Origin of the sequence: Halosimplex litoreum (assembly GCF_016065055.1) — an archaeon.
Classification (GTDB): domain Archaea; phylum Halobacteriota; class Halobacteria; order Halobacteriales; family Haloarculaceae; genus Halosimplex; species Halosimplex litoreum.
Map to the genome: position 1 here is coordinate 2153790 of NZ_CP065856.1, position 14401 is coordinate 2168190.

Here is a 14401-nt window from a genome sequence, read left to right on the forward strand (position 1 = left end):
GCTCCACGGGTGAGATCCGGTGACGAGCGACCGCGCCCTCGCCGAGTTGCGCGAGAGCCACCACCGTATCGAGGCCGACCGCTGGGACGACATCTACGTCGTGGGCGACGTCCACGGCTGTCTCCTGGCGTTCGAACGGCTCGTCGACCGCATCGACCCCGACGACGACACCCTGCTCGTCGTCGTCGGTGACCTGATCCGGAAGGGGCCGGACAGTCACGGCGTCGTCGAGTTCGTCCGCGAGCGCGACAACGTCGTCAGCGTCCGTGGCAACAACGAGGGGAAGGTCGTCCGCGGCGACACGGAGGTACCGGGTCTGACCGGCGAGGACCGCGCCTACATCGAGTCGTTGCCACACGCCATCTCCTGGGACGGCCACCTCGTCGTCCACGGCGGGGTCGACCCGCGAAAGTCGCTGGGCGACCACGACCCGGCGGAACTGCTGACGATGCGGTCGCTGACCCCCGACGGCAGCTACGACCGGCCCTACTGGTTCGAGGAGTACGACGACAGTCCGCGCGTCTTTTTCGGCCACACCGTCCTGGCCGAGCCCTACGAGTCCGCGGGCGCCGTCGGCCTCGACACCGGTTGCGTCTACGGCGGCGAGCTGACCGCCTACCACGTCGGTTCGGGCGAGTTCGTCACCGTCGACCCCGAGGAGACCTACCAGGAGCGCAGCGACGACAGCATCGTCTCCCCCCGACTGTCTCAGTGATGCCGACCGACGAGTCAGCCGCCACCGACCGGAACGGAGACGCGCCGACGACGGCGGACGACGGCCGGTCCGAGGGCACCGGTGACGACGAATCCGCGCGGACGGACGACGAATCCGCACGGACGGACGACGAATCCGCGCGAACTGCGGACGGCTCCCCGATCGACACCGGCGGCGACGGCGGGACCGTCATCGTCCCCGAGACAGCGGGGGCCGCGACCGTCGACGGCGCGGACTTCGACCGCTCGGACCCGGCCTTCTACCTCAACCGCGAACTGAGCGAGCTGGCCTACCAGCGCCGGGTCCTCCACGAGGCGATCGACGAGCGCAACCCGCTGCTCGAACGGGTGCGCTTCCTCTCGATTTTCACCCGCAACATGGACGAGTTCTTCATGAAGCGGGTCGGCGGGCTCAAACAGCAGATCGAGGCGGGCGTCACCGAACGGACGGTCGACGGCCGCACGCCCGCCGAGCAGTGGGAGGCGGTGCTCGACGCCGCTCGCCCGATGTTCGCCCGCCAGACCGACTGCTACGAGAACGTGGTGCGGCCAGCGCTGGCCGAGGCCGGTATCCACGTCCTCGACTACGAGGAGTGCTCGGCCGCCGAGCGCGCCGAGATGCGCGAGTACTTCGAGCGCTCGGTGCTGCCGACGCTGACGCCGCTCGCGTTCGACCCCGCCCACCCGTTTCCGTTCATCTCGAACCTGAGTCTCTCGCTGGCGGTGCTCACCCGTGAGACCGACGGCGACGGGACGACCTTCACCCGCGTGAAGATCCCCCAGAACCTCCCCCGGCTCGTCGCGGTGGTCGACGGCGAGCGCTACGTCCCCATCGAGGACGTGATCCGCGCGAACCTCGATCTCCTCTTTCCGAACGTCGAGGTGGTCGAGGCGTCGCTCTTCCGGCTGACCCGCAACGCCGAGGTCCGGCGCGACGAGGAGGTCGCCGAGGACCTCATCGACATGATCGAGGAGGTGCTCGAACAGCGGCGGTTCGCCACCGTCGTCCGTCTGGAAGTCGAGGCCGGCATGTCCGAACGCGCCCGCCGGACGATCGTCGAGCAACTCGACCTCGACGAACGGGAAGTGTTCGAGCGACCGGGGCCGCTGGACTATCGGGAGTTCACGCGCCTGCTCGAGCTCGACCGGCCGGACCTGAAACTGCCCGAGTGGACGCCCCAGCCACACCCCCGCCTCCAGCGCCAGCGGACGCCGCTCGGCGAGGCCGGCGACGAGGCGGACATCTTCGCACGCATCCGCGAGGACGACATCCTCCTGCACCACCCCTATCACTCCTTCACCGACACGGTCCAGCGCTTCCTCGCCGAGGCCGCCGCCGACCCGGACGTCCTCGCCATCAAGGCCGCCATCTACCGCACCGCCAGCGACTCGGGGATCATCCAGTCGCTCATCGACGCCGCCGACAACGGCAAGCAGGTCGCGGTGATGGTCGAGTTGAAGGCCCGCTTCGACGAGCAGAACAACCTCGAGTGGGTCCGACGGCTGGAGGAGAACGGCATCCACGTCGCCTACGGCACTATCGGCCTGAAGACCCACACCAAGACCGCCCTCGTGGTTCGGGAGGAAGACGACGGCGTCGAGCTGTACAGCCACGTCGCAACCGGCAACTACCACTCAGAGACCGCCAAGGGCTACGTCGACCTGGGACTCCTGACCGCCGACCGCGACATCGGTCAGGACCTGGTGAAGGTGTTCAACTTCTTCACCGGCCCCTCGCTGGACGAGCAGTTCCGCAAGCTCCTGATCGCCCCCGTCACGATGCGCGACCGTCTGACAGAGTGTATCCGCCGGGAGGCCGACCACGCCCGCGAGGGCCGCGAGGCCCGTATCGTCGCGAAGGTCAACGCGCTGGAGGACCCGGATCTGGTGGCAGAACTGTACGAGGCCGCGACGGCCGGCGTCGACATCGACCTGATCGTTCGGGACATCTGTCGGCTCCGCCCCGGTATCGAGGGAGTCAGCGAGACGATCGACGTCTACAGCGTCGTCGGCCGGTTCCTCGAACACTCGCGGATCTACTACTTCGAGAACGGCGCCCGCGACCCCGAGTTGCCGGTCGACGCCCCGGGCGGTCACCCCGAGTACTACATCGGGTCGGCCGACTGGATGACCCGCAACCTCGACAGCCGCGTCGAGGCCGTCGCCCCCGTCGAGGACCCCGATATCCGCGAGCAGTTGCGGTTCGTCCTCGAACTGATGCTGGCCGACAACCGCAAGTGCTGGGAGATGAACGCCGACGGCACATACGAGCAGCGCCAGCCCGCTCCCGACGAGCCCGATATCAGCACCCAGGCGGTCCTCATGGACCAGACTCGCCGGGCCGCCGCCGCCGACGACGTCGACCGGGGCATCGCCGCCGACGCCTTCCACGAGACGGATCTACTCGTCGACGCGGTCGGTCGCGACTCCGGGCGACCGGCGGCGGACGAAGCGAGTGTCGACGCAGGCGACAGTCCCGACGCAGCCGGCTCGGAGAGCGAAGCGAGCGAGCCGCCGACTGTGCCGACCGAAGCCGCGGGACCGGCGACCGTCGCCGAGTCGAACGGGGCGGAAGCGGCGGTCGCGACGAACTGCGACCTCCCGGCCGCGCTCTCGGAGCACCCCGACGCCTGGTACCGGCCGGACAGCGACCACTACGCCTTCGCCGTCCGGACGCCCGACGGCACCGTCTACCGGAAGACTGCCGACGGTGCCGCCAGCGCGATCGAACGCTACCGAGACTGACGCCCGGACCGACCGACCGACGGGTTCGCGAGCGAGTCACGGACGCGACGGGGTCGACCGTTCGGACGCGGTGGCGCGGTCCCGACCGGCCGCCGCCGCGGGACCGAACTCGGCGGCGTAATCGGCGACGAACGTCGCCACGTCGCGGGGCGGTCGGCCGAGCAGTCGCGCCACGTCGTCGGTAACCCGGTCTGCGAGCCCGAGCCGCGCGGTCGTGTAGATACCGACCATCAGGGCGACGAACGGGAGCGACTCTCCGCGCGAGCGCAGCCGCCGGACGAACGCGAACACCGACGGGTCGGCGTAGGTGATCGACCGATCGAGGACGTCGCCGAAGACCGCCGCCACTTCCTCGTAGGTGAGCGCCGCGGGGCCGGTGAGGTCGTAGGCGCGGTCGGCGTGACCGTCCTCGGTCAGGACGACCGCGGCGACTTCGCCCACGTCCCTCGCGTCGACGAAACTGGTCGCGCCGTCGCCCGCCGGGACGAAGATCTCGTCGCGCTCGACGACGTCCCGACCGTGGACCTCCGAGAGATTCTGCACGAAGAAGGAGGCGCGCAGGAACGTGTACTCGAGGTCCGTCTCGGTGATGCGCTTCTCGATCCGGTGGTGGGGGATCAGCGGGTTCCGCTCGGCGCCGAGCGTCGAGAGGTAGGCGACCCGCTCGACGCCGACGCGGTCGGCCGCGGCGGCGAACTCGCCGACGCGCTCGCTGTCCGCGGTCGGCGGCCGCATCAGGTAGCAGCCGTCCACGTCGGCCAGCGCTGCGCCCCACGTCTCCGGTCGTTCGAAGTCGAAGGCGACGCGTTCGGCGGCCTCGGGGAACCGTTCCTCGGCGGTTTCGGGCTCCCGCGTCGCGACGCGGACCGTCGCGTCTCGGTCGCCGAGCGCGTCGACGACGTGCCGGCCGACGGTCCCGGTGGCGCCGGTGACGAGGATCCGGTCGGTCATCGCTCCCCCCGAGTCATCGTTCACCTCGCCAGGAGACGAGCAGTTCGACCGCGACCGCGGCGACAACGACGTGCATGGCCATCAGGACGACGACGCCCGCGGGGGTCGCGGCGGGGTCGGCGAAAAGCAGCGCCAGGTCGGGGACGAACGAGACGACCAGCACCGCGACGGCGACCGTGCGGAAGGTCGCCGCCGGCTCGGCGACCCGGTCGCGCAGGAGCGCGTAGACGCCGGCCGCCCCCAGCGCGCCGATCACGGAGAGGAAGACGACCGGCGGATACGTCAGCGCCCGAAACTCGGGCGCGATCCCGACCGCTTGCGCGGCCGCGACGAGGCCGGCGTTGGCCGTCGCCGCGAGGACCGCCGTCAGTCCCGCTCGAACCGGTAGCGAGCGGGTCCGCACGGCTCTCGAATCGGTGTTCGTAGTTGCCATGTGCGTTCTTACGACGGCCGGGGAGATATAGTTCTCCGTCGTCGATATCGGCGTCGACGACCGTCTCGTTACGTGACTCCGGTGATCTCGAAGCGGGCGCCGCCGGTCGCGCTCTCGGTGACCGTCAGGGTCCACCCGTGTGCGGCGACGATCGAATCGACGATCTGTAGCCCGTAGCCGGTCCCGTGGCGGTTGGTGGTGACGCCGGCTTCGAGCACCGACTCGCGCTCGTCCGGCGGGATCCCGGGGCCGTCGTCCTCGACGAACAAGCCGTCCTCGGTCGTCCCGACCCGGACGTGGACGGACGATTCGCCGTGTTCTACCGCGTTCCGGTAGAGGTTCTCGAAGACGCGTCGGAGCATCGCCGCGTCCGCGCGGACAGTCAGGTCGGCGTCGACCGTCAGCGTCGCCGCCTCCGTCTCGACGCTCTCCCACGCGCGCTCGGCGACGGCCGCCAGCGAGACCGGCTCGGGGTCGTCGATCCGTTTGCCCTGTTTCGACAGCGTGAGCACGTCGTCGATGATATCGGCCATCCGGTCGTGGGCCGTCTCGACCTTCTCGAAGGCGTCGTCGTCGTCGGTGTCCGTGTCCTCCTGGGCGAACTCGAGGTACCCCTGCGCGACCGTCAACGGGCTCCGGAGGTCGTGGGACACCGTCGAGGCGAACGCGTCCAGTTGCTCGGTCTGGCGTCGGAGTTGCTGTTCCCGCCGGTGTTGCTCGGTCACGTCGCGCAACACGACGACCCAGCCGACGTGGCGCCCGCCGCGAGCGAGCGATTCGACGACCGGCCGGTAGTACTTCGGTCCGTCGTCACCGGCCACCTTGACGAGGTCGCCGTCGGCCGACTCGGGGTCGGAGCCGTCGACGATGCCGGTGATGGCGTCGCTGTCGGCGGTCGCGTCGACGACGGCTCGCCCGTTCGCGTTCGCGTGGACGACCCGCCGGTCGCGGTCGAGGACCACCATTCCGTCGGGCGAGTACTTCATCGCCGTCGTGTACGCCAGGGGCGGGAGGTCGAACAGCCGGTATCTGAAGACGGCGGCGCCGAAGGCGGCCGTCGAGACGGCCCCCGAGACCGGCACCAGGTTCACCCCGCCGGTGAACGGCGGGACCTCCCACGCGGTGAGGAGTCCGGCGACGACGGGCGCGGCCACGCCGACGGCGATCCAGCCGGCCTGCGGGTAGTACGACGGGCCGACTCGGACCGCTTCGTAGCCGACGACCGCCACCGAACAGGCCACCAGCAGCATGCTGTACGCGCTGAACAGGACGAACGCGGGCCCGTCGTCGACGCGCACGGTGACGATCCCGTCCCTGGCGACGTCGACACCGTCTACCACGAGTCGCTCGGGGCTGGCGACCAGTAACGCGACGAACGCGAGCGGGAGGGCGAAGACGGCCGCGACGACCCTCGGCCGGAGCCAGCCCGTTCTGTCGGTGTACGCGAGGACGAACAGGAGAAACAGCGGCGGGAGCGCCGCGATCCCGACGTGCAGCGCCCGGTAGAGCAGGAGCTTGGTCGCCGGGTCGGTGTGGAACAGCTTCAGCGCCGAGAGCCCCGTCCACAGCGCCGTCGCAGCGGCGATACACACGAACAGCGAGACCGTCGGGTCGCTGCCGCGGTCTCGCCCCACTCTCGCGGCGTAGGCCCCGAGTACGACCGCGGTCCCCATCGCGAACAGCGTCGGGACCGCGTACGGTGTGAGTTGCCAGGTCACTACCTCGATATTCGGGTACCCCGGATAATAGCTACGGGTCACCGTCTCAGATGTGAGATTTGGGCCGGGTGCGAGTCGGACCCTCCGACGACAAGACTGATACGACCGCCGTCGGAACGGCCGACGAATGCCCTCCATGACACGTCGCGGCGCGCTGGGCGCGCTGGTCGGCGCGGTCGGTAGCGTCGCCGGCTGCGCTGCCCTCGGCGACGACGACGCGCCCCCGATCGAGCGGTCGTGGTACGTCAGTTTCCGCGAGCCGTCGTCGGTCGCCGCCACCGCCGACGGTAAGTTGTTAGCCGGTTCGCACAGTCCGTTCCGGGATCGACCGATCGTCGCCGGGCTCGACACGGGAACCGGCGAGACGACCTGGTCGGTGACGACCTCGAAGGGTCGCAAGTCGCCGGTCGCCGTCGCAGACGGGTGGGCCTACGCCGTCTCGGCCGGCGGGAAGGTCGTCGCCGTCGACGCGACCGCGGGGGAGTCGGTCTGGCGACGCGAACTCGACCCGTTCGACGAGGCCGACCCCGGGGTCGTCGAGTTCGCTCCGATACCCCTCGGCGACCGGGTCGTCGCACCGATCTCCGGAATCCAGGACGACGTGCCCGACCGGCTGCTCTGCGTCGCCCGTGCCGACGGCGAGACGCTGTTCACCTACGACCTCCCGGCGTCGCTGTCGGGCGCACCCGGCGCGCTGCCCGACGGCGTGGTCGCGCCCCTGCTCGACGGCCGCGTCCTCGGCCTCGACCGGGACGGCTCGGTCCGGTGGACGCGCGATGTCGGCGCCGCGCTGTCGGCCGTCGGGGCCGCCGACGGGACGGCCTACCTCGGCGCCGCCACCGAAGAACTGCTGGCCCTCGACGCGGCGACGGGGACCGTCGAGTGGCGCCGCTCGCTGGAAAACACCGTGTTCACGCGGCCGCTCGTGACCGACGACCGCGTCTACGTCGGCGGCGCCGACTACTCGCTGCGGGCGTTCGACGCCGCCTCGGGCCGCCAGCTGTGGCGCGACGACCTCGACAACGCCGTCACCCACGGGCCGACGGCGGTCGGCGACCGGCTGGTGACGCTGGTCGGCGGTCGCCGCGAAGTCCGTGGCCCCAGCGGAACCGTCCCGTTCACGCCGACCACGCTCTACGTCCACGACCGGGACGGGACGCGTCTCCGGAGGGTTCGGTTCGACGACAAACAGCGCTTCGATGGCGGCGGCGTCGAGTGGATGGGGGCGGCCGGCGGGACCGTCTACCTGGGTCAGACGTTCGGGCTGACGCGGGTCGCCCCGGAGGCGATCGCCGATGCGTGAGTCCGACGACGGCCCGGATGCGAGTGCCGACGGCGGCCCCGACGCGGGCGCCTCCACACCGCGCACGACGGGTGGCGACCGTCCGCGCTGGTCGCGTCGGCGTGCGCTCGCCTCGATCGCGTCCGTGGGGACACTCTCGCTGGCGGGCTGTTCGCTGCGGTCGCTCGGCGGCGTCGACCCCGTCTGGGTGCGCGACTTCCCGGACGCGGCCGGGGCCGGACCGCCCGCCGCGACCGCCGGTCACGTCGTCGTCGGCGGGCAAGACCGGCGGCTCCACGGCTTCACCGCCGACGGCGAGCGGGTCGTCGACGTCGAAACCGGCGGCCCAGTCGAGGCCCGACCGGCCGTCCCGGCGTCGGGCGGTCCGGTCCACGTCCACAGCACCGATGGCGACCTCTACACCGTCGACATCTCGGGCGAGCGGCTGTGGCACGTGGAGGGACGCGACCGGGACGGCTGGCTCGGCCGCGCTGGCTCGCTGGTCGTCCACAACGACCCGGTCGAGGGGGCGGTCACCGGCTACGACGCCACCGATGGGACGCGTCGCTTCCGGCACTTCAGCCCGAACTACCCGTCCCCGACGCTGGGCGATTCGATCTGCGTGCTCGTCGAGCCGTCCCCGGACGGCGAGCGGACGTACGCGGCGCTCGACTCGGCGACCGGCGACGTCCGCTGGAAACTGGGGTCCGACGATGGCTACCCCGCCGCCGTTGTCGGCGACCGGGTCCTCACGCTCCGCGACTCCACCCTGCGGCTGCGCCGGGCCGAGGACGGGACCGTCCGCTGGCGCCGGACGGTCGAGGGCGACGTGGGCGGCATCTCCGGGCCGCCGGTCTGGTTCGACGAGGACGTGTACGCCCGCGTCGGACATCGGGACGGCCGGGACGAACTGGTCGCCATCGACCGCGAGGACGGGACGGTGTTGTGGCGCCGGACGGTCGGGTACGAGCTGGAGGCGGTGACGGTGACCGCCGAGGGCGTCTTCGCCGCGAGCGAGGCCGAAGACCCCGACGGCGGCATCCTGATCCGACTGGACGCCTTCGACCGCGACGGCACGCGGCGGTGGCAAACGACGACCGACATCTCGATCGGCGGCACCGTCGAGGCGCTCGGCCACGCCGGCGAGGTCGTCTTCGCCGCCAGCGACCGTGAGATCGCCGCCTACGACCCCGACGACGGGTCGCGCCGATGGCGCCACGAACCGGACGCCTCGCGGATCGGGGCCGCGGCGGCCGGCGATGCCCTGTACGTCTCCTATCGCGACAGTGGTGGTGCGGCGCGGCTCCCGACGAGCTAACGCGGGACGGCGCGGGCCCGTGACACACGGCGAGCGGGGTGTCGCTCCGGACGTCCGGTGGGGTCGGCTACCCCGCCCGGTCCGTCGGCGGCCGCCGGGCGCTCTCGGACGACGGCTCCCCGAACCGACGCCGTGGTGACAGATGTGCAACTACTGTCGACCCGCGGACTTATTACAATTCTCGCCGTTAACTGCGTGTACAAGGGTTATCTCGTGTTCGACTCGAACCGGCCGATCCGGATATTTCACATCGATGACAATCAGGAGTTCCTGGCGGTCGCGCGACCGCTGCTCGAAGGGGCCGACGAGCGGTTCACCGTGACCACGGAAACGACGCCCGAGGCGGGGCTCGATCGACTCGCCACCGACGAGTTCGACTGTGTGGTGTCCGACTACGAGATGCCCGACATGACCGGCCTCGAGGTACTGCAGGCCGTTCGTGCGGACTACCCGGAACTTCCCTTCGTCCTGTTCACCGGGAAGGGGAGCGAGGCGGTGGCCAGTCGAGCCATCTCGATGGGTGTGACCGACTACATCCAGAAAGGACCCGAGAACGAACAGTACTCGCTGCTCGCGAACCGTATCTCCAACGCGGTCGCCAGCTACCGGGCCCGACAGCAGGTGACCTGGCAGCGGACCGTTCTGGAGAACATGCGGGAAGGTGTCTACGTCCTCGACGGGGAGTACCGGCTTCGGTTCGTCAACTTCCGGGTGTCGTCGTACGAACCGGCGGCCGGAGAACAGTGGGTCGGAAACCGGGTCTCCCATCTCTCCGAGACGGGCGTGCTCTCCGACGACGAGGTCGAACGGATACGGAACGGCGTCGACCGGGTGCTCGCCGAGGAAGCCGAGGACGTCCGCCTGCGGATCCGCCCGGTCGTTCCGGAGCCCGACCGGACGCTCGAACTCCGACTGACCAGAATCGAGCGGTCGCCCGGGGACTCGTTCGCGCTCGGCACCACGCGGGACATCACCGACCGGGAGACCCAGCAGGCCGAACTGCGCTCGGTCCGGGCGCAGTACGAGACGCTCGTGGACCACCTGCCCGGAATAGGGGTGTTCCTGTTCGACGAGGATCTCGGATACACGCTGGCCGGCGGTGGTGAGCTGTCGGAGGTCGGCCTCTCCGCGGGCGATTTCACGGATCAGACGCCGTTCGACCTGTTCCCGGAAGATATCGCGTCGGAACTCGCCGAGCACTACCGGGCGGCCCTCGACGGCGCGGAACACACGTTCGAGCAGCGTTTCCAGGGCAAACACTATCGGATCAAGACGCTCCCCGTGCGCGACGACGACGGCCAGATCATCACGGGACTGGCGGTGTCCCAGGACGTCACCGAGCAAAAGCGGACCGAGCAGGAGCTACAGCGACAGAACGAACAGCTCGAGGCGTTCGCACAGGTCGTCAGCCACGACCTTCGGAACCCGCTGACCGTCGCGGCCGGGCGACTCGAACTGGTTCGACGGGAGGAAGACACGGAGCACTTCGACGCGATCGAGCGGGCGCTCACGCGGTGTGAAAACCTGATCGAGGACCTGCTGATGCTCGCCAAGTCCGGCGAGCAACTCGGTGAGCTCGAACCCGTCGACCTCGCGACAGCGACGAGACGGTGCTGGCGAACCGTCGACGCGGGGGCCGCACAGCTGGTCGTCGAGTCGGACCTGCAGTTCCGGGCCGACCCGAGCCGCTTCCAGCAACTCCTGGGGAACCTCCTCCGCAACGCCGTCGAGCACGGCTTCACGAGCCCTCGGTCGCAAGCTCCCGAGGACGCCGACGTGACGATCCGGGTCGGCGCCCTCGACGACGGGTTCTACGTCGAAGACGACGGCCCGGGTTTCGACGGGGCCGACACGGAGTCGCTGTTCGAGATGGGCTACTCGACGGCGGACGGCGGGACCGGCTACGGCCTGGCGATCGTCGACAGAGTCGTCGACGCCCACGGCTGGACCGTCACCCCGACGGAGAGCGCCGCGGGCGGCGCTCGACTCGAAATCCGGGGGGTCGCCGCGACCGAAGAGCGGCCCGACTGATCGGTGGCGGCGAGCGACCGTGACGCGACGGCGGCCTCGCTAACGGAGACCGAGGCTCGGATCCTATCCGCCGACGCCGGGAGGACGCCACTGGTGACTAGAGGACAGATGTATACGAGTCCCCGCCCTGTCCCCTGCCAATGAGCGAATCGGACGGTCCAAAGCAGGTGTCGGACCCGGAGTACCACAGCGAGAACCATACCGCGGCACAGACCTGTGGCTGGACGGCGAACTCCTTGCGCGGTGAGGGGAAATGTTATAAATTTGCCTTTTATGGGATAGAGTCCCACCGCTGCATCCAGATGACGCCGGTCGTCAAGTGTAACGAGCGCTGTGTGTTCTGCTGGCGGGATCACGCTGGTCATGCATACGAGCTCGGAGATGTCGAGTGGGACGATCCCAGCGCCGTCGCCGACGCTTCCCTCGAACTCCAGAAGAAACTGCTCTCGGGCTTCGGCGGCAACGACCAGGTGCCCCGCGAGCGCTTCGAAGAGGCGATGGAGCCCCGTCACGTCGCCATCTCGCTGGACGGCGAGCCCTCCCTCTATCCGTACCTGCCGGAGCTCATCGAGGAGTTCCGCGACCGCGACATCACGACCTTCCTCGTCTCGAACGGGACGAAACCCGAAGTGCTCGCGGAGTGCGACCCCACGCAGCTGTACGTCAGCGTCGACGCGCCGGATCGGTGGACCTTCGACGAGACCGTGAAAGCCGTCGAGGACGACGCCTGGGAGCGCCTGATCGACACGCTGGACGTGCTCGCCGAGAAGGACGAGACCCGCACGGTACTCCGGACGACGCTCGTGGACGGCAACAACATGCACCACCCCGAGTGGTACGCGTCGATGTTCCAGCGGGCCGACCCCGACTTCGTCGAGCTGAAGGCGTACATGCACGTCGGTCACTCGCGGGGCCGACTGGACCGCGACGCCATGCCCGACCACGAGGACGTGCGCGCGTTCACCGAGGACGTGATGGAACACATGCCCGAACACGACTACATGAACGACGTGCCCGTCTCGCACGTCACCCTGCTGTCGAAGACCGAGGACACCTGGGTTCCCAAACTGCAGAAAGACAGCGAGTTCTGGGAGCGAGACCCCTACGCCGAGGCCGGCGACTGACCGACCTCCGGGCCCGCCGTTCCACTCTCCCGTTCGCTCACGTCACCCTTCGACCGGCAGGTGCGTCCCGACCGCTTCGAGCGCCCCGAGGCCGGTCACCTCGCCCGGCTCGTCGGGCACCGTCCACAGGTCGAGGTCGGGGAGCGATTCGCCCAGTGTCGCGAGCGCCTCCGCCTGGACGGCTCGCTTACCGCGACAGCGCTCGCAGTCGCAGTCGTCCTCGACGACTCTGTTGACGACCAGCGTCGTCACCGGAACCGCGAACTCGCGCAGGCGCGCGACCAGTCGCTCGCTCTCGCGGACGGCCATCGTCTGGGGGATCGTGACGACGCGGAACTCGGTCCGGGCGGGGTCGCGCAGGGCGTCGCGGACTCGCTCCATGCGCTCGCGGGTCTCGGCGAACTCGTCGGCGCCCTCGCGACGGCGGGCGCCCAGCGGGCCGAACATCGCCGTCCGGGCGGCGTCGACCTTCCGACGCACCTGGTCGCGCAGGTCGAGCGCGGTCGCCACGCCGCGGTCCATCACCGCCGGCAAGTCGAGCAGGCGGAGCGTGTGGCCGGTCGGGGCGGTGTCGAAGACGACGCGGTCCCAGCGGTCCTCCTCCAGATAGGTCGCCACCCCTTCCAGAGCGGCCAGCTCGTCGCTGCCGGGCACGACCCCGGCGGTGAACAGCTCGGTGAGCGCGTCGTCGTCCAGCCGGATGCCGGCGTCGGCGAAGTCGGCGGCCAGCGACTCGAACAGCGCGCGGTAGCGGTCGGCGCCGGCTCCCGGGTCGACCTCGACGCCCCACAGTTCGTCACGGATCTCGGTCGGGTCGCCCCCTAGCTCTGTCTCGACGGCGTCGCCGAGCGAGTGGGCGGGGTCCGTCGAGACGACCAGTGTCTCACGGCCCGCGCCGGCCAGCTTCAGCCCCGTCGCGGCGGCGACCGTCGTCTTCCCGACGCCTCCTTTCCCGCCGTAGAGCACGAACTCGGTCACGCGCGAGCGTACGAGTCCCACGGGTATAGTTCCGCACGCGAACCCCGGCCCGGCCGGGTAGTACGGCGAGGCCATCGCCGAACTCGACGCTATCGGGGCCGCCAGGACCGGCGAGTGGGTCGCCGTCGTCGCCGACGCCGCCGGCCGCGGACGGCGGTCTCGCCCGCGAGGAGTACCCAGCGAGCCGCGACTCGCTATCGAACCACGGCCGAGCGCTCGATGCCGACTCGGTGCCGTTATCACCCACCGGACCGATCGTCCGATAGACGAGCGGTCGAGTGATCTGTCACGATCGTCCTGTTCAATTCTGGGATGCATCCCACATTCGGTATACTTATCGGCGAGCGGTCGCTAGTGGCGGGTATGTCAGGAATTACGGCGTCGTCGGTGGGCCACGCGGAGCTGGCGACGCTGAAGGCGCTGGCGCTGTCGGGCGACCTCGACGGCGACCAGAAGGTGTCCTGTTCGGCGCTGGCCGACCGGCTCGACGCCTCGACGCAGACGGCCTCCCGGCGGCTCCAGCGGCTGGAAGAGGCCGATCTGGTCGACCGCGAGATCGTCAGCGACGGGCAGTGGGTGACCGTCACGGAGGCCGGCGAGCGCGCGCTCCAGCGCGAGTACGCCGACTATCGGCGCATCTTCGAACGGGACGCCAGCGTCGAGCTCCACGGGTCGATCACCAGCGGGATGGGCGAGGGACGCCACTACATCTCGCTGCCGGGCTACATGCGCCAGTTCGAGGACCGGCTGGGATACGAACCGTTTCTCGGGACGCTCAACGTCGAACTCGGCGAGGAGAGCGTCCGCGAGCGCGGTCGCCTCTCGTCGTTCGAACCCGTCACCATCGACGGCTGGGAGGACGACGAGCGCACCTACGGGCCCGCCTACTGCTACCCCGCAGCCGTCGAGGCCGGGGACGGTAGCGAGGCTACAGCCTCGGACGGCGGCGAAGCCGCCAGTCGCTTCGAGGACGCCCACGTCATCACGCCCGAGCGCACCCACCACGGCGACGACCAGCTCGAGATCATCGCCCCCGTCAAGCTCCGCGACGAACTGGGGCTCGAAGACGGCTCCCCCCTCACCATCCATGTCACCGAACAGCGATAG

11 protein-coding genes are annotated in these 14401 nt (G+C 70.0%); 7 read left to right on the forward strand and 4 right to left on the reverse strand.

The annotated features are described in order from the left end of the window. Window positions 1-19 precede the first annotated feature (19 nt). Both I7X12_RS10710 and ppk1 read left to right on the forward strand, forming a co-directional pair. Entirely contained in the window at window positions 20-715 is a 696-nt protein-coding gene (locus I7X12_RS10710; protein ID WP_198060075.1) for a metallophosphoesterase family protein, read from the forward strand. Next, window positions 715-3459, forward strand: coding sequence for a polyphosphate kinase 1 (gene ppk1 / locus I7X12_RS10715; protein WP_232342791.1), 2745 nt, complete (start codon window positions 715-717; stop codon window positions 3457-3459). Before I7X12_RS10710 ends, ppk1 begins: the two co-directional genes overlap by 1 nt. Before the next feature lie 36 nt (window positions 3460-3495). On the opposite strand, the gene I7X12_RS10720 is transcribed toward ppk1, so the two are convergent. The 3 genes from I7X12_RS10720 to I7X12_RS10730 all read right to left on the reverse strand — a co-directional run bounded on the left by I7X12_RS10720 (window position 3496) and on the right by I7X12_RS10730 (window position 6561). Further along, entirely contained in the window at window positions 3496-4410 is a 915-nt protein-coding gene (locus tag I7X12_RS10720) for an SDR family oxidoreductase (RefSeq protein ID WP_198060076.1), read from the reverse strand. A 13-nt stretch (window positions 4411-4423) separates the two neighbouring features. Continuing rightward, a complete protein-coding gene (locus I7X12_RS10725) occupies window positions 4424-4843 on the reverse strand; it encodes a DUF6069 family protein (protein ID WP_198060077.1) in 420 nt (139 codons plus the stop codon). 68 nt (window positions 4844-4911) lie between these two features. Beyond that, complete coding sequence (locus I7X12_RS10730; protein WP_198060078.1) at window positions 4912-6561, reverse strand: sensor histidine kinase; 1650 nt, start codon at window positions 6559-6561, stop codon at window positions 4912-4914. 127 nt (window positions 6562-6688) lie between these two features. Between I7X12_RS10730 and I7X12_RS10735 the strand changes: the two genes are divergently transcribed. From I7X12_RS10735 to twy1, 4 genes are all read left to right on the forward strand, one after another. Next, window positions 6689-7864, forward strand: a complete 1176-nt coding sequence (locus I7X12_RS10735) for an outer membrane protein assembly factor BamB family protein (protein ID WP_232342792.1) — start codon at window positions 6689-6691, stop codon at window positions 7862-7864. Further along, window positions 7857-9161: an outer membrane protein assembly factor BamB family protein gene (locus tag I7X12_RS10740; protein ID WP_198060079.1), complete on the forward strand. Its 1305-nt coding sequence runs from the start codon at window positions 7857-7859 to the stop codon at window positions 9159-9161. Before I7X12_RS10735 ends, I7X12_RS10740 begins: the two co-directional genes overlap by 8 nt. Window positions 9162-9374: 213 nt before the next feature. Next, the gene (locus I7X12_RS10745) at window positions 9375-11192 is read left to right on the forward strand and encodes a hybrid sensor histidine kinase/response regulator (protein ID WP_198060080.1); all 1818 of its coding nucleotides are present in this window, start codon (window positions 9375-9377) and stop codon (window positions 11190-11192) included. Window positions 11193-11332: 140 nt separating this feature from the next. After that, a complete protein-coding gene (gene twy1, locus I7X12_RS10750; protein ID WP_198060081.1) occupies window positions 11333-12316 on the forward strand; it encodes a 4-demethylwyosine synthase TYW1 in 984 nt (327 codons plus the stop codon). Window positions 12317-12358: 42 nt separating this feature from the next. On the opposite strand, the gene I7X12_RS10755 is transcribed toward twy1, so the two are convergent. Continuing rightward, window positions 12359-13294 (reverse strand): ArsA family ATPase, encoded by a 936-nt coding sequence (locus I7X12_RS10755; protein ID WP_198060082.1) that lies wholly within the window; start codon window positions 13292-13294, stop codon window positions 12359-12361. 363 nt (window positions 13295-13657) lie between these two features. Here I7X12_RS10755 and I7X12_RS10760 point away from each other — a divergent pair, with 363 nt between their 5' ends. Then, entirely contained in the window at window positions 13658-14401 is a 744-nt protein-coding gene (locus I7X12_RS10760; protein ID WP_198060083.1) for a DUF120 domain-containing protein, read from the forward strand.

Coding starts and splice junctions, on each gene's coding strand:
- ppk1 (WP_232342791.1), top strand. CDS start 715: ATGCCGACCGACGAGTCAGCCGCCACCGACCGGAACGGAGACGCGCCG.
- I7X12_RS10720 (WP_198060076.1), bottom strand. CDS start 4,410: ATGACCGACCGGATCCTCGTCACCGGCGCCACCGGGACCGTCGGCCGG.
- I7X12_RS10725 (WP_198060077.1), bottom strand. CDS start 4,843: ATGGCAACTACGAACACCGATTCGAGAGCCGTGCGGACCCGCTCGCTA.
- I7X12_RS10735 (WP_232342792.1), top strand. CDS start 6,689: ATGCCCTCCATGACACGTCGCGGCGCGCTGGGCGCGCTGGTCGGCGCG.
- I7X12_RS10740 (WP_198060079.1), top strand. CDS start 7,857: ATGCGTGAGTCCGACGACGGCCCGGATGCGAGTGCCGACGGCGGCCCC.
- twy1 (WP_198060081.1), top strand. CDS start 11,333: ATGAGCGAATCGGACGGTCCAAAGCAGGTGTCGGACCCGGAGTACCAC.
- I7X12_RS10760 (WP_198060083.1), top strand. CDS start 13,658: ATGTCAGGAATTACGGCGTCGTCGGTGGGCCACGCGGAGCTGGCGACG.